The 15,035-nt window shown below is 56.8% G+C and carries 13 protein-coding genes; 6 read left to right on the top strand and 7 right to left on the bottom strand.

Annotated features, from left to right (window positions below):
• Positions 1-8 precede the first annotated feature (8 nt).
• Positions 9-437 (bottom strand): phage holin family protein, encoded by a 429-nt coding sequence (locus QMG40_RS15230; protein WP_283531952.1) that lies wholly within the window; start codon positions 435-437, stop codon positions 9-11.
• A gap of 66 nt (positions 438-503) precedes the next feature.
• On the opposite strand from QMG40_RS15230, the gene QMG40_RS15225 reads away from it, so the two are divergent.
• The 4 genes from QMG40_RS15225 to QMG40_RS15210 all read left to right on the top strand — a co-directional run bounded on the left by QMG40_RS15225 (position 504) and on the right by QMG40_RS15210 (position 5,532).
• Positions 504-1,649, top strand: coding sequence for a histidinol-phosphate transaminase (locus QMG40_RS15225; RefSeq protein WP_283531951.1), 1,146 nt, complete (start codon positions 504-506; stop codon positions 1,647-1,649).
• A 164-nt stretch (positions 1,650-1,813) separates the two neighbouring features.
• Positions 1,814-3,148: a pyruvate dehydrogenase (acetyl-transferring) E1 component subunit alpha gene (gene pdhA / locus QMG40_RS15220; protein WP_283531950.1), complete on the top strand. Its 1,335-nt coding sequence runs from the start codon at positions 1,814-1,816 to the stop codon at positions 3,146-3,148.
• Complete coding sequence (locus tag QMG40_RS15215; protein WP_283531949.1) at positions 3,145-4,119, top strand: alpha-ketoacid dehydrogenase subunit beta; 975 nt, start codon at positions 3,145-3,147, stop codon at positions 4,117-4,119. Before pdhA ends, QMG40_RS15215 begins: the two co-directional genes overlap by 4 nt.
• A gap of 12 nt (positions 4,120-4,131) precedes the next feature.
• Entirely contained in the window at positions 4,132-5,532 is a 1,401-nt protein-coding gene (locus QMG40_RS15210) for a dihydrolipoamide acetyltransferase family protein (protein ID WP_283531948.1), read from the top strand.
• Positions 5,533-5,630: 98 nt separating this feature from the next.
• On the opposite strand, the gene QMG40_RS15205 is transcribed toward QMG40_RS15210, so the two are convergent.
• The 5 genes from QMG40_RS15205 to QMG40_RS15185 form a co-directional block, all read right to left on the bottom strand.
• Positions 5,631-6,974: an aminotransferase-like domain-containing protein gene (locus tag QMG40_RS15205; RefSeq protein WP_283531947.1), complete on the bottom strand. Its 1,344-nt coding sequence runs from the start codon at positions 6,972-6,974 to the stop codon at positions 5,631-5,633.
• Positions 6,975-7,032: 58 nt separating this feature from the next.
• Positions 7,033-7,668: a hypothetical protein gene (locus tag QMG40_RS15200; protein ID WP_283531946.1), complete on the bottom strand. Its 636-nt coding sequence runs from the start codon at positions 7,666-7,668 to the stop codon at positions 7,033-7,035.
• A gap of 162 nt (positions 7,669-7,830) precedes the next feature.
• Positions 7,831-8,943 (bottom strand): alanine dehydrogenase, encoded by a 1,113-nt coding sequence (gene ald, locus QMG40_RS15195; protein ID WP_283531945.1) that lies wholly within the window; start codon positions 8,941-8,943, stop codon positions 7,831-7,833.
• On the bottom strand, positions 8,940-10,370 hold the full coding sequence (locus QMG40_RS15190; protein ID WP_283531944.1) for an AAA family ATPase: 1,431 nt from the start codon (positions 10,368-10,370) through the stop codon (positions 8,940-8,942). Before QMG40_RS15190 ends, ald begins: the two co-directional genes overlap by 4 nt.
• 43 nt (positions 10,371-10,413) lie before the next feature.
• Complete coding sequence (locus QMG40_RS15185) at positions 10,414-10,827, bottom strand: helix-turn-helix domain-containing protein (protein ID WP_283531943.1); 414 nt, start codon at positions 10,825-10,827, stop codon at positions 10,414-10,416.
• 34 nt (positions 10,828-10,861) lie between these two features.
• On the opposite strand from QMG40_RS15185, the gene QMG40_RS15180 reads away from it, so the two are divergent.
• The gene (locus QMG40_RS15180; protein ID WP_283531942.1) at positions 10,862-11,914 is read left to right on the top strand and encodes a Gfo/Idh/MocA family protein; all 1,053 of its coding nucleotides are present in this window, start codon (positions 10,862-10,864) and stop codon (positions 11,912-11,914) included.
• A 54-nt stretch (positions 11,915-11,968) separates the two neighbouring features.
• Positions 11,969-13,243, top strand: coding sequence for an MFS transporter (locus QMG40_RS15175; RefSeq protein ID WP_283532001.1), 1,275 nt, complete (start codon positions 11,969-11,971; stop codon positions 13,241-13,243).
• Between the two features lie 343 nt (positions 13,244-13,586).
• On the opposite strand, the gene QMG40_RS15170 is transcribed toward QMG40_RS15175, so the two are convergent.
• Positions 13,587-15,011 (bottom strand): DUF2079 domain-containing protein, encoded by a 1,425-nt coding sequence (locus QMG40_RS15170; protein ID WP_283531941.1) that lies wholly within the window; start codon positions 15,009-15,011, stop codon positions 13,587-13,589.
• Positions 15,012-15,035: the final 24 nt, after the last annotated feature.

Below are 15,035 nucleotides of genomic sequence, written 5' to 3'. Positions count from 1 at the left end.
GTGGTGGCTTATCTGCGTGACTTAGATTTGCCCAGATTGGCCGTGACCATGGAAATTATGCTGATGATCAATGCAGCCAGAATTGCTGTCCAAAAGAAATCATCGATCGAGAACTGCACCGGTGTAAACGTGCTCACCCAGGCGGTCAGCCACAACATGGCTGCGTTGATAACAATGGTGAACAATCCAAGGGTCAAAATTGTGACGGGAAGTGAAAGCATCTTCACTATTGGTTTGACCAACGCGTTGACCACACCGAAAATGAGGCCTATGAACAAATAGGCCAAAATAGTGTTGATGGTGTTGGCAGTCTCTGCAGAACCGCCAACTTCGGTGCCAACAATGGAGTCCGATGCGATATGCATCCCGGGAAGAACCCAGCTAGCAACCCATAGTGCGGCGGCATTGATCACTACTCGAATAACGACTCTAAACATGTGTCCATAGTTTCACATTCCACATTGAAGGAGCCGGCGCTTCGGGCCCTGGCTTAAGCTTGTTGCATGACTGAGACAAACGGCACCGTTCATTCCGGCATTCAACCCGGCGTCCATCCCGGCATTCAACCGCGCCCCGTTGTGGGTCGACTGCCCAAATACGTTGCAGGCAAACCACCGGAGGCTGTATCAGGGCTTGAAAGTTTCAAGCTCTCCTCCAACGAAAATCCGTTAGGTCCGGTGCCAGCGGTCCTTGAAGTACTGCGGGGGACACTTGACGTTCATCGCTATCCGGACACAAGCTGTACGCTCTTGCGCAACGCACTCTCAAATTTTCTTGATGTACCCGCTGACGACGTGGTCACGGGGGCAGGAAGCCTGGGCGCGCTGAACCAGATTCTGGCCGCTTTCGCAGGCCAAAACAGCGACGGCAGCCAGGACGAAGTTGTGTACGCCTGGCGGTCCTTTGAGGCATATCCCATCTGTGTGGGTCTGGCTGGTGCTAAGAGTGTGCAGGTGCCTGTGCGCGCGGACGGTAGTCATGATCTGGATGCCATGGCAGCGGCAGTCACCAAGCAGACCAAAGTGGTGCTCTTGTGCACGCCTAACAACCCCACGGGGCCGGTGTTGGGTTCACAAGAGAGCGAGAGCTTCATCCAAAGCATCCCCTCTGACGTGGTGATTGTCATTGACGAGGCTTATCAAGAGTTTGTCCGCGCCGAAGATGCGCTCAATGGGGTTGATCTGTACCGCAAGTACCCCAATGTGTTGGTGCTCAGGACATTCTCCAAGGCGCATGGACTTGCCGGATTGCGTGTGGGCTATTCAATTTCTCAGCCTTCAATCACAGGATTCCTGCGAAGTGTGGCGACACCGTTCGCCGTCTCAGGTGTTGCCGAGCAAGCCGCTGTCGCCTCACTGGAAAACTATGACCAGGTTGTAGAAAGAGTACAAAGTCTTGTCGATGAACGCACACGTGTTGTAGCGGGTCTGACGGACCTGGGATGGGATATTCCGGATGCCCAAGGGAACTTTGTGTGGTTGAACCTAGGCACCAACTCTCAGGAGTTTGCGGCACTAGCGCAAAGTCACGCATTGTCCTTACGTGCCTTTGGTGATGAAGGCGTTCGTGTCACCATCGGTGAGGCTGAAGCCAACACTCGTTTTCTTGAGATCTGTACCTCCTATACAAAAGAGCCACGACGTTCCTAGCGGTTAACAAAGACGTGCTTTAGAGGTTTGTACCGATACAGTTGTAAATCGAAAACGTATATATATGCGCCCCAGCGAATGCATTCCTGTAGTGGCATATGTCGAGATCAACGTGTCGGGACAGGTCGCATGAGGCCTCCTGAATCGACAGACGAGGAGACAGCATGGGCGCCGCCCAGCAAGCTGCCAATGGATCATCTAGAGCCGACGCAGGCCCGGCAACTTCAGCCGGTTCGGCTGCCTCCGGAGCAGACTCGCCAGTACGCTCCCAATCAGGACGTTCGGAATCAGTACGCTCCCAATCAGGACGTTCGCAAGCCGGGCGTCCCCAACCAGGTGAATCACCTGGGGTTTTGCGTAGCAACACTGTTGGTTCCGATGACTCGGTCCAGCTTCTTGACGAGCACGGAATGCTCCATCATGATGGGGTTTTCAGCCCCTATATTGACAAGCTGAGCCCGGATGACCTGCGCGGATTTTATCGCGATATGGCCTTCGTGCGACGTTTCGATACTGAAGCGACGGCCCTGCAACGCCAAGGCGAGTTGGCGTTGTGGGTTCCGGTCGTTGGCCAGGAAGCCGCGCAAATTGGTTCTGGCCGTGCCATGAACAAGGCTGACTATGCCTTTCCCACCTACCGCGAACACGGTGTGGCGCTGACACGCGGGTTGGATCTGGCAGACCTGCTTAAGCTTTTCCGCGGTGTTTCCAATGGCGGCTGGGATCCGCGTGAAACAAATTTCCACCTCTACACGCTGGTCCTCGCCGCTCAGACGCTGCACGCTGTTGGCTACGCTATGGGTATCTCCCGTGATTTGGCTGCTGACCCTGCAACCGAGCCGGCCGCGGTAGTGGCCTATTTTGGCGATGGAGCAAGTAGTGAAGGTGATGTCCATGAATCGATGGTATTTGCCTCCTCCTATGACGCCCCTGTGGTGTTCTTCTGCCAAAACAACCACTGGGCAATTTCCGTGCCCTTTGAAGTTCAGTCAAGGATTCCGCTTGTCAACCGGGCCAGCGGGTACGACATCCCCGGCATCCGTGTTGACGGCAACGATGTTCTGGCGGTTTATGCTGTGACTCAATGGGCTCTGGAACATGCTCGGAACGGCTTTGGCCCGGTGCTGATCGAGGCCTCAACCTACCGCGTGGGTGCGCACACAACTGCCGACGATCCTACCAAGTATCGTCTGAACGCTGAAGAGGAACTCTGGAAAACGAAAGATCCGCTACAGCGTTTAGAGACGTACCTGCGGGCTGAAAAGTTGGCAGATGACGGATTCTTCGAGCAGCTAAAGAGCGACGCCGATGAGCTGGCTGCACATGTCCGCAGGGCCACGCTGGCGCTGGACGGAGCGGACATCCGCCAGAAGTTTGCTTCTGTCTACGCACAAGCCCACCCCTTGGTGGCTGAAGAGCTGGCCTGGTTTGAAAATTACGAGGCGTCTTTTGCTGATGCTCATACACAGACTTCCGAAACGCAGGGTGGTGCAGCATGAAGACCATGACCATGGCTAAAGCCATCAATGAGGGGCTGCGTGCCACGTTGGCCAATGATCCGAAGAGTTTCCTCATGGGTGAGGACATAGGCGCCCTTGGAGGTGTGTACCGTGTCACCGAGGGGCTGAAAAAGGAATTTGGGGCCCACCGGGTTATGGACACGCCACTTGCCGAATCCGGCATTGTCGGAACCGCTCTTGGGATGGCTCTGCGCGGGTACCGCCCGATCTGTGAAATCCAGTTTGATGGCTTTGTGTTTCCAGCGTTCAACCAAATCACCACGCAGCTGGCAAAAATCCACACCCGTTCAGACGGCCAGCTAAGCGCGCCGGTGGTTATTCGTATCCCGTACGGTGGCGGTATCGGTTCCATTGAGCACCACTCCGAGTCCCCTGAGGCGTTATTTGCCCACACGGCGGGGCTGCGCATCATCACCCCGTCAAATGCGAATGATGCCTACTGGATGATTCAACAGGCCGTTCAGTGCCAAGATCCAGTGATTTATTTTGAACCCAAGCGCCGCTATTGGCTCAAGGGTGAAGTGGACACGGAGAATTCCCCCGGCGATCCGTTCAAAGCCCATGTAGTTCGTGAGGGGAGTGAGGCAACCCTAGTGGTTTATGGCCCGTTGGTCCCGGTAGCTTTGGCTGCAGCTACGGCTGCGGCCGAGGATGGGCACAGTGTTGAGGTGATTGACCTGCGCTCCATCTCCCCGATCGACTTTGATGCCGTTGAAACCTCCGTGAATAAGACCGGACGGCTGGTGGTGGCTCATGAAGCCCCCACCTTTGGCGGGATTGGTGGCGAGATTGCCTCACGCATCAGCGAACGCTGTTTTTATTCGTTGGAGGCGCCCGCCATTCGTGTGGGCGGCTTCCACATGCCTTACCCGGTGGCCAGTGTTGAAGAACATTACCTGCCGGACATTGACCGCATGTTGGAGGCGTTGGACCGCGCCTTCGCATTCTAGGAAGGCCGCACTATGTCGACCCCGAACCTGTTCAATCTCCCAGATGTAGGCGAAGGCCTGACTGAAGCTGAAATTGTCTCCTGGAAGGTCAAGATTGGCGATGTTGTTGCGATTAACGACGTCCTGGTTGAGATTGAAACAGCCAAATCCATTGTTGAACTGCCCTCGCCCTATGCGGGGATGGTGGCCGAGCTAATGGTGGCTGAGGGTGAAACGGTGGACGTTGGTACCGCGATTATTGCCATCGGTTCCCAGATTTCTGCTCCTGCTTCCGCTACTTCTGCTGCACCCCCGGATCCGGTTGCTGCGGCTCCTTTGGCGGATGCGGAAGGTGATGTGCTCAAACCGTTGGTAGGATCTGGCCCCAAGGCCGACGCCGTTAAACGCCGTCCACGGGCGGGCGCGACACCCGTCAAACTCGCCACGGCTACGATCTCGCACCCACCCGCCGCTGTGCCAGCCCCTGCGCTTGGGAAGTCCAGCCGGGTGTTGGCGAAGCCGCCAGTTCGCAAGGCCGCGAAAGACTTGGGGATTGACCTGGCGGTTGTACCGGCAACTGGTCTGCGGGGTGAAGTGACGAAGAAGGACCTGCTCGGCTATCAGGATCAGCGCACCGCAGCGCGGGATGGGGCCAACAACCATGACGGCCACAACAACCACAACCATCCAGGTGTCACTGGTTCGTTTTGGGCGTCTACCGCAGGATCCGCATTGGCTGATGATCCGCGTGTTGAACGCATCAAGGTCAAAGGCGTGCGCAAGGCGACTGCCAAGGCCATGGTGGAGAGTGCATTTTCTGCACCGCATGTCAGCATTTTTGTTGACGTTGATGCCTCGCGCACAATGGAGTTTGTGAAGCGCTTGAAAGTGTCACGAGACTTTGAAGGCATAAAAGTCTCGCCGTTGTTGATTCTGGCCAAGGCGGTGATTTGGGCAGCCGCTCGGAACCCGTCAGTCAATGCAACCTGGGCCGGGGAGCAGATCATCATTAAACACTTCATGAACTTGGGTATTGCCGCGGCCACCCCGCGAGGTCTTATGGTGCCAAATATCAAGGACGCGCAGGATCTCTCACTGAAAGAGTTGGCGATTGCCCTAAACTCTCTGGCAATAACTGCCAGGGCCGGCAAGACTCAGCCGGCGGACATGCAGGGCGGCTCACTCACAGTGACCAACATTGGTGCACTGGGTATAGACACAGGAACTCCCATCATCAACCCGGGGGAAGTAGCGATCGTTGCCTTTGGCACGATCAAACAAAAGCCTTGGGTTGTTGATGGGGAAGTGATCCCTCGCTGGATCACAACCCTGGGAGGCTCGTTCGACCACAGGGTGGTTGATGGCGACCTTTCGGCCCGGTTCATGGCCGACGTGGCTGCGATCATGGAAGAGCCCGCACTGCTCCTTGATTAAGCGTGTTCTTACTTTGTCCTGTGCAGCACTAGTCAGGGTCCGGCAGTAACCGAACTCCGGCTACTGCCAGGCCCTGACTTGGGTCTCAGCGATCAGCTTTAAGGGTGGTTGTAGTTCTCGAGGGCGTGTGCCAAAACCGGGGCCAGACGCTTCACGCCTTCCCGCAGCGCCTCAGCCGGAACAGCGCTGAACGCTAGCCGGAGATTGTTGCTGGGACCCGCCGTTGTTGAAAATGCCGCGCCAGGCACAAAAACCACACCGGCATCGATCCCCGTGTACAGCAAGGGGTACGTGTCGATTCCCTCGGGCAACGTGAGCCAGACGAAGAAGCCGCCTTCAGGACGGGTCCACGTGACACCCGCTGGCATGAATTCGTCCAGGGCCGCCAGCAATGCTGCGCAGCGTTCCGAGTACAGTCCACGGTAGGTGCTGATCTGGCCCTGCCAGTCGTAGCTGCGCAGGTATTCACTGACTAAGAGTTGGTTAAATGCTGGGGGACACAGAGTGACAGCCTCGCTTGCCAAGTAATAGCGCTGTTTCAGGTGCGCCGGGACAAGCGCCCAGCCGATGCGTAGCCCTGGTGCAAAGATTTTTGAGAATGAGCCCAAATACAGCACGTCGTCGGGGTTGGCCGCGCGCATGGGCAGCGGCAGAACGCCGTCGAACTTCAACAATCCGTAGGGGTTGTCCTCCAGCACTAAAACATTCGCCTCACGGCATATGTCGACGATTTCCTGCCGACGTTCCGGGGCCAACATGACGCCCGAGGGGTTGTTAAAATTGGGGATCGTGTACAGCAGCTTGATGCTTTTGCCTTCGGCCTGCACAGCGGCGATTGTGCTGCGCAATGCGTCGGGGATGAGTCCCTGTTCGTCTCCAGCCACCGGGCGAACATCAACTTGGTACGCTTCGAAGGTGTTGAGTGCGCCAACATATGTAGGGTCCTCAAGCAGGATCACATCACCTGGATCGCAAAAGACCTTGGCGGCAACATCTTGGGCAGACTGGGATCCGGAAGTGATAACGACGTTCTCAGGATCGGCGTCGAGAATGCCTTCGGCAGCCATAACATCACAAATTTGGGTGCGCAATTCAAGGGTTCCCTGGCCCCCGCCGTACTGCAGTGCTTCCAAGCCATGCTCGGAGATGATGTTTGCGGCCGTGGCGGCTAGGCGATCCAGCGGCAGAGACTGCAGGTAAGGGTTGCCGCCGGCAAGAGAAACCAGGCCTGGCTGCATTGAAATTTCAAATACATCACGCACCGCCGACTGCTTGATGTTTGCCGCTCGAGCGGACAACAGGGCGTCATGTCTGTGAGTGGCTGCGGCCGGTGTGGTGGAGGGCGTGGACGCCGCTTCGTTTTGAGCCCGGGCCAAAGCGTCGACGGTTTCTTCTGACAGGGTTTCGGCGGCTGCATTGGCGCCGGAGTTTGGAGTGTTCACCAGCTCAGGATATAGCCTTTGTTGCTAAATAGGCATCAAAAGTTTTCGCAGACGTGGGCTATTTCAAACTCAGGGCCTCACTCAACGTTTTCCCGTTGATGGTAATGGCCACAGGAGCTCCCTCCGCTTGTCCTGCCGTCAGCAAAAGCTGCTGCTCAACCCTAGGGATGTCGCACTCTCCTCCCAGGATTAGAGTGCCACGTAACTGTGCCGTAACAGTTCCGCCCGAACGCTCAATCGAACTCACTGAGAGCTCCGAGTTCCACAGTGCATTGTGCAGTCCAGACTGTCCCACCTCCTCTGAATGGTTCTCTAACAGCGTCCGCAATGCTCCCTCGACGGGGTCAGAGAAAGTCACTGATGGGCTCGTCGTGGCAACGGCACTGTCACCACAGCCAACTACCGGGCCCGAGGTCCCGCCGTCGCCTTGGGCAATATAAAACAGTGTCAGTGAGGCGCTGGTGGGTGAGGGCGTCGGTTGACTGCTCGGCGAAGTGGGTTCCGGGGGATTCGCTGAAAGCGTGGCACTTGCCCCATCGGTGGCAGTTGCCAGTGGTGTGCCGGGTGCCACGGCCGAAGACGAGAGCGAACTGCCGGATGCTACGTCGGAAGGCACAGTTCCCGTGCAGCCAACCAAAATCAGAGCAGCACCGGCCAGCAGTGCCAAAGCTGAACACATTGTTCTGCGACGCATGACGGCCTCCCGTTGGATTCGTAAGATCCGCAATATCCCCTGCTCCTAAATTAGAGGGAATTTCTCGTAGTGAACAGGCAACAAAGAGAAAGGAGGTTCAAATGCAATCTGGTTACGCTCGGGTCACGTGCCCTCCCCTGGCGTGGAGCCGGTGCCCAGCGTCTACAACAGCGCTCGCCAGTTTTCCTCAAGTGCAAGACCGTGTGCGCTTGAAACCGAATGGTGGGTGACAGAGCCGCCTGCTACGTTCAGGCCCGCCAGTAGGGCCGGATCAGCCGTGAGGGCGGGCACCACACCAAGGTTGGCCAGCGCCAAGGTGTAGGGCAGGGTCACGTTGGTGAGAGCGTAGGTGGAGGTGTTCGGCACTGCGCCTGGCATGTTCGCTACGCAATAAAAGACTGAGTTGTGCACCATGAAGGTGGGATCTGCATGGGTTGTGGGCCGGGTGTCGGCAAAACAGCCGCCCTGATCAACGGCGATGTCAACCAAAACCGATCCCGGCTTCATTCTCGAAACCAAGTCATTACTCACAAGCTTGGGTGCCCTGGCACCGGGAATGAGCACCGATCCAATCACCAAATCGGCCTGCAAGAGGGACCGCTCGATCTCCAGCGAATTTGAGGCCACAGTTTTTAGCCGGCCACGGTAATGAGCGTCAAGTTCCTGCAGCCGGTCAATGTTGATGTCCAAAATTGTCACGTCAGCACCGGCACCAATAGCCATGGCAGCGGCGTGGGTGCCGGAAACCCCTGCACCCAAAATTGTGACATTCGCCGGACGGACTCCCGGTACTCCGCCTAGGAGCATCCCCTTCCCACCAGCAGGGGCTGTTAGGCATTGGGCGCCCACCTGGACTGAAAGCCGTCCCGCCACAGCAGACATGGGTGCCAGCAGAGGCAGGGTGCGCCCAATTTGAACTGTCTCGTAGGCAATGGCAGTAACTCCGGCGGCCACCAGTGAGCGCGTCAATGCCGGCTCCGCGGCCAAATGCAAATAGGTAAACAACACCAGGCCTTTGCGGAAATACGCATACTCACTACTGATGGGCTCCTTGACCTTCACCACCATGTCCGAACGCGCCCACAACTCTTCGGCAGATGCCACCAACTGCGCACCCGCATCAGCATATTCGGCGTCGGTAATACCAGAACCCTCTCCTGCGCCATTTTGCACCAGCACGGTGTGACCGCTCCGGGTAAGTTCATGGACCCCTGAATTGGTCAGGGCCACACGGAACTCGTTATTTTTTACCTCTTCGGGAACGCCTATGATCATGATTGCTCTTCCTTGCTGGTGGGGTTTCTGGTGCCGCTAGATGGGTGACTGCCCAACTCGGTGCTGCCCAGTAGGTTGCGGGTGAGGGCCTGGTCGTCTGCCATTAGTTGGGCTACGGCCTGTCTAAGATGAGAATCTGCGGGGTCTTCTCCGGCCAAGGATGCGGCCACGACCGCGCGTCGGATGAGTTCTTTTGCGAACGACGCCGTTGTCCCTGCGGACTGCGCCGCTGCCGCCAGCAAAGATCCCGGTGAGAAACCGATTCCGTGAGCATACAGCTGCAAGAGTGCCTCGCGTTCGTGTTCGGAAGGCAGTGGTATTTCCACTGCCAGATCGACGCGCCCCGGGCGTTGCACAAGAGCACGCTCGAGCATGTCTACACGGTTGGTAGTCAATACAAAGGCCACGTCGCAGTCGCTGTCGAGCCCATCCATGGCGTCAAGGACTTCAAAGAGAAGTGGCTGCGGACCGTGGCCAAAGCTCCTGTCCTCGGCAATGAGGTCACAATCTTCTAGAACAACTATTGACGGGGCAAGGGCCCGGGCCATCGTGGTGGCCTCGGTGATACGAGCCAGCGAACCACCGGATAAAAGGACCGCCGTGACCCCCTCACTGCGGCTGAGCAAATAACGCACAGTGTGGGTTTTCCCGGTGCCAGGCGGGCCATAAAGTAACAACCCGCGCTTGAGATGCTGGCTGTGGACGTTGAGTGCTGCGGCGGCCCGCCCAATTCCCAACGTGTGTTCCTCCACCCGGTTGAGCACGCCGTCGGGCAAAATTACCTCTGCGCTGCTCAGGTCGGGGCGAACATTAAACGTTACGCCAGCAATACTTGATCCGTAGTCACTTCCCACCAGGGAGATTACTTGGCCCTTGAAGACGCTGCGCTTCTCCATGCCAGTACGTACCCCAGCCAACAACGCAGCTGCTGTTGAAGGGTGCAGTGCCAGGACCTCAAGGGAAGCGAATTGGCGGCCAAATTGTGGATTGGCTGCACGCTGAAGCACGGCCACAGGAGAGCCTGCATAGTTAAAGAGCCACAGTCCCATGGCCACTACTTGACGCTGCTCGACCGGGCCCACAGCCACGTTCGTGTAGTCCGGCTGAGAGAGTGGAAAGTTGTTGTAAGAAACTGCGTGCTGGATCATGTCGCTGAGTGACAAGTGGTTTCGCTGGTCGTTGGCTATGCCCAAGAGCTGGCTGTTCGGATCGGCAGCAGCCATTTCAGCCAAGAGGATGTCAGCATCGACCAAACGGTGAGAGGGGATTTCTTCCACGACAACGCTGAGCTGGACAGGTGGGATGCCCAGATGATCGTTCAGCTCCTCTAGGAACCGTCCGCCATCGAGCAAGGCCGTTGATTCTTTTTGAGCCAACGCCACAAGGGCAGCGAAGTCAGCGATGAATTTCCCCACGGTAGCGTCCATGGGCTGACACTAGCAGGGTGGACTCCTGCGCGGACCAGGCAGGCTACTCGTTAGCTGTTTGTGACGGATCTTGTGAGGGATCTTTTGGTGGCACACCCTTTTGTGTGGATAACCAAGCCATGATGTCTTGCCTGTGAATGCGCCTGTGCGAGCCACGGTATTGCACGCCTACTTCCCCTCGATCCGTGAGGTTGCGCAGGAATGTGTGTGAAATTCCCGCCAACTCCGCAGCCTGTGAGGTGGTGAGTAGGTCGGCAATACTGGCCACGCTGACAGTATCTCCACGGGAGAGGCGGGACAGCAGATCCACTACGGCATCCCTAGAGTTGCCGCCGAGACGGTGCGCAGTTCCGTCCACAAACACTGTCACGTCTCCCTCGCCGGTAAGGGTCCGTGCTAGCGCGGCCTGCTCAGATGGTTCCAGTGCCGGACTGACTTTAGGGGCATGTAATGTCATGGAACAAATAGTAGCCCGAGCTAAGGTAAGAGCCATGACGCCAAAAATTCGTACTGCGCTCCTAGGATTTGGGCTGGCAGGCAGTGTTTTTCACGCGCCGTCGCTGGCCTCACTGGAGCAGTTCAGCCTCGATGTGATTGTGACCTCGGATCCGGAACGCCAGGCGGCTGCCAAGGCCGCGTATCCGAATGCTGCAATCCTCACCCGGCTGGAGTGGGATCGCACGGGAAGCCAGGAGAACATCGACTTGGTGGTGGTGGCAACCCCGCCCGCCACACATGTTGCTCTTGCCACCATGGCACTTGAATCCGGGTGTGCCGTTGTTGTTGACAAGCCTTTTACGCTGACAAGTGTAGAAGGTGAGGCGTTGATTGCGCTGGCCAAGGAGCGTGGGCAGCTTTTGACGACCTATCAAAACCGTCGCTGGGACGGGGAGTTCTTAACACTGCAAAAACTACTCGGCGAAGGTGCTCTGGGAGAAGTGCGCAGATTTGAATCCCGGCTTGAGCGGTGGCAACCGGATATCACCAAAGCGTGGAAAGCGCAGGCGAGTGCGGCCGACGGCGGAGGGTTGCTTTTTGATCTCGGCACACACCTCATAGATCAGGCACTTGAGCTGTTTGGCCCCGTGGCAGCTGTCTATGGAGAACTTGCTGCGCGGCGACCAGCGGAATTAGCCGACGACGACGTTTTCGTGGCACTTCGGCACGTTAGCGGCGTGATTTCACACCTCTGGATGAATCTCAATGTTGCGCAAAAAGGACCGAGGTTCCGTGTTCTGGGTTCGGAATCTGCGTACGTAAAAGTGACCGCCGATATTCAGGAAAATCAAGTGATGGCGGGCATCCTGCCAGGAAATCCTGAGTATGGAGTAGACCCGCAGGAATGTTGGGGCCTGCTTGGCCATGACGGAGTCGCGATGCCCGTGCCAACTGTGCGCGGTAATTTCGCCTTATTCTATGAGCTACTTTCTGCGGCCGTCCTCTCCGGTGGAGATGTTCCGGTGGACCCAGCAGATTCCGTGGCGTCGTTGCGCATCATTGAACAAATTCGAAACACCAGCGATCACGGACGTGTTGACGGGTAAGCTGAGGCGGATACTGGTGTGACAAGGCACCAGACGGGGAAGGCTGAAGTCACCGTGAAGTACAAACATACCGAGGGTCTCCCTCAACAGGGGCCCGGTAATACGGCCTTGGCTGAGCCAACTAGCAATGTAAAACACCGGTGGACTGCCTCCATAGTGCTGGTCAATGTAGGCATCAATGCAGCATTCTTTGGTCCTATACAGGTATTGCTTGGACAACAGGCTGCAGATTTCAGCGAAGCTGACAAGGAAGGCATTCTAGCGCTGGTGACAGGTGCCGGGGCTGCTGTGTCACTTGTTGCCAACCCACTTTTTGGTACGTTCAGCGACAGAACAACCTCACGGTTTGGCCGGCGGGTTCCATGGGTGTTCATCGGAGCCCTGTTGGGAATCATTGGATTGTTAGGTCTGGCTGGGGCACCGAGCATTGCCGCCATGACATTACTTTGGTGCGTTGTTCAATTGGGTGCAAACGGTGCGCTCGCGGCCACGACGGCCGCCATTCCAGACCAAGTTCCGGTGCGACAGCGCGGCACCATTGGCGGGCTCGCTTCGATGGGCACCGTGGTGGGAATCCTTGTGGGCGCCGCCATTGCTGCAGGAGTGGCAGGGAATTTCTCGCTTGGATTCATTATTTGCGCTGTGGCCCTGTTGGTTGGCATGGTTCCTTACTTGTTCTTGGCAAACGATCAAGTGCTTGATGCGCGGGACAAACCACCCTTCACATGGCCGAATTTTATCAAGGGCTTTTGGATCTCCCCGCAGCGGTACCCTGATTTTGCGTGGGCGTGGATCACCAGATTCCTGGTCAATGTGGGCAATCATTTGGTGACTTTGTATCTACTCTTCTTCCTGACCGATGCTGTGGGTTTTGAGAACCCGGAATTCGGTGTTTTGATACTCACCGGTGTCTACGCCGTCCTGACGTTAATCACTGCGGTCATTGGTGGACGGTGGACAGACAGGGTGGGCAAACGTAAACCATTCGTCATCGCATCGTCAGCCATCATCGCCTTAGCTGCGCTGATCTTGGCGTTCTTCCCAACGTGGGCCGGTGCACTGGTGGGAGCTGCTGTCCTAGGGATTGGTTACGGAGTTTACTTGGCTGTTGACTTCGCACTTCTTACGCAGGTTCTGCCGTCGGCAACCAGTCGGGGCAAAGATATGGGAGTGATCAACGTGGCGAATTCTCTGCCACAGGTCATTGCGCCGATTATTGCTTGGCCGCTTGTCACAATTTTCGGTGGCTACGTGACGCTCTATGTTGTAGCAGCTGTCATCGGACTTTTGGGTGCTGTTTTCGTGGTGAAGATAAAGAGCGTCGATTAGGGCACTGAATCCTCGCCGATCCAGTTGGTGGAACTTTGGGCTCTGCGGCGCCGGAAACGACGGTCAGTGCCTATTCGGACCACCCTCAGTTTGAGGCTGTTTATATTCTAAATTGGCCGGGGGTTTATGGAGTTCTTAAGCGCACAGCACTATGCACGGAATTGCGGATGAGTGAGAGAAAGTCCACTCGTTCGAGCAGATTCTCAACCCCAAGGCCTAGAAGCTGGAACCTACGAGCCCGGGACCTACAAGCGCTCCTGCGGTGAGCTTATTGATACCGCACGGAAGACGCTAGCCACTATCTGAGAATCAGCGGTGCTGCCACGAAGGTGGTAACTCTGCTCTACTGGCGTTGAACCACTTGATAACGTGCGTCTGCAAAGACGGTGATGAAACGGGTGCCAGGGAAGCGCTGTTCGGCCTCAGTGGCCGCGGTTGTAGGAGTAATGTCGGAGCGCCCGGAGACATCAATCAGTACGTAATCTGGAGCCGGATTCTTATTGCCGATCCAATAAACTTCGGTTCGGTCGGTCAGGTAACTCATCAGTGAGATATCTGTCTCGACGCTCACGCCGTCGGGCACTGCCGCCAAGGCCCTCTGTGAAGATGACGCTGTGGTGAGCGGGAAGTTCTTATCTGGATGAGCCAGTTTCCCAAACGCATATTGGCTCGTCAGTACAATGGAAACCAGCAGAATACTTATGCCTGCAAGTTGTCTTAGCCGAATAGAATTGAGTAGTTTTCGGCGCGAGAGCGCATCAATGGCAGCGCAGAAAACAATCGGCATGAGCACCGCGCTGTACTGCCATTCCTGGCCCCAATAAACGGGCAGGTCCGAGAGGAAGCGCCATGCCAAGGTGGGTAGGACGATCAATATCAAGGGAGATAGTAGGGCGAGTCCGGCTGTGATGAGCAGAAGCAGCAGAACTGTTGTGACCTTGTCCGGGTGGAAAAGTGAGCCCGGGTCGCGGAGTAACCCATTGATATTCAGCTGGCTTTGATACGCCCACTGGTCCCCGGGGTTCATGGCCGGCAAGATGACCTTGGTTGCGAGCACAAACCAAGCAACACCCCAGAGGGCGAGCCATAGGCCTGCTGCGGTCCGGGCGCGCCATGCCATGACAAGGCCGATAACAAACACTGTCAGACCCAGATCTTCTTTGACAAACACAAGCAGGGACGCCCAGATCCATACAGATCGCCACCGCTCGTCAAGTAGGGCAACTAGTGAGAGTGCCAGCAACGGGACCGCGAAAGCAACCTCGTGGAACTGGGAATCGACCGCTGATGCCAGTCCCCAGCTCAGCGCGTAGCCGATCCCGATGCACACGCCGGGGAGTTTTCCTAGCCGCCTGATTGCGTAGTGGCACACAATCAGGACGGAGAGGGCCAGCAATACGTTTTGTATCACGAGCAATGTATAGGCGCTAGGGAATAGGCGATAAACGGGTGCAAGAAGGACGAGGAGGGGGTGGAAGTGATCGCCTAGTAGGTTGTAACCCTCGCCCTTGAGGCTCACGATGGGCGGCCTGAAGTTCGCGTACGCCTTGGCCAATTGAGTGAAGATACCCAGATCCCACGAACGGATGGTGAAGCCCCGCCATTGCAGCCAGGAGAATATTGAATACACGGTGAGAGAAAGCATGCCCACCAAACTGGAAAGGATGATGGGGTGCGTGGCCGAGCGGGCAAAAGCTGTAGGTCGCCGCAGAAAGGCTGAGGCAGAGCGGGCACCTGCTGGGGGGATGTTCTTTTGCAGTGTGGTCACACAGAAAGTCTAGGCCGCAGGTAC

It is taken from the genome of Arthrobacter antibioticus (assembly GCF_030063205.1).
In the GTDB taxonomy this organism is placed as follows: domain Bacteria; phylum Actinomycetota; class Actinomycetes; order Actinomycetales; family Micrococcaceae; genus Specibacter.
The sequence above is the reverse complement of the archived record's forward strand: the minus strand, read 5'-3'. Positions and strand labels throughout refer to the sequence as shown.

Coding starts and splice junctions, on each gene's coding strand:
- QMG40_RS15230 (WP_283531952.1), bottom strand. CDS start 437: ATGTTTAGAGTCGTTATTCGAGTAGTGATCAATGCCGCCGCACTATGG.
- QMG40_RS15225 (WP_283531951.1), top strand. CDS start 504: ATGACTGAGACAAACGGCACCGTTCATTCCGGCATTCAACCCGGCGTC.
- pdhA (WP_283531950.1), top strand. CDS start 1,814: ATGGGCGCCGCCCAGCAAGCTGCCAATGGATCATCTAGAGCCGACGCA.
- QMG40_RS15215 (WP_283531949.1), top strand. CDS start 3,145: ATGAAGACCATGACCATGGCTAAAGCCATCAATGAGGGGCTGCGTGCC.
- QMG40_RS15210 (WP_283531948.1), top strand. CDS start 4,132: ATGTCGACCCCGAACCTGTTCAATCTCCCAGATGTAGGCGAAGGCCTG.
- QMG40_RS15200 (WP_283531946.1), bottom strand. CDS start 7,668: ATGCGTCGCAGAACAATGTGTTCAGCTTTGGCACTGCTGGCCGGTGCT.
- ald (WP_283531945.1), bottom strand. CDS start 8,943: ATGATCATAGGCGTTCCCGAAGAGGTAAAAAATAACGAGTTCCGTGTG.
- QMG40_RS15190 (WP_283531944.1), bottom strand. CDS start 10,370: ATGGACGCTACCGTGGGGAAATTCATCGCTGACTTCGCTGCCCTTGTG.
- QMG40_RS15185 (WP_283531943.1), bottom strand. CDS start 10,827: ATGACATTACATGCCCCTAAAGTCAGTCCGGCACTGGAACCATCTGAG.
- QMG40_RS15180 (WP_283531942.1), top strand. CDS start 10,862: ATGACGCCAAAAATTCGTACTGCGCTCCTAGGATTTGGGCTGGCAGGC.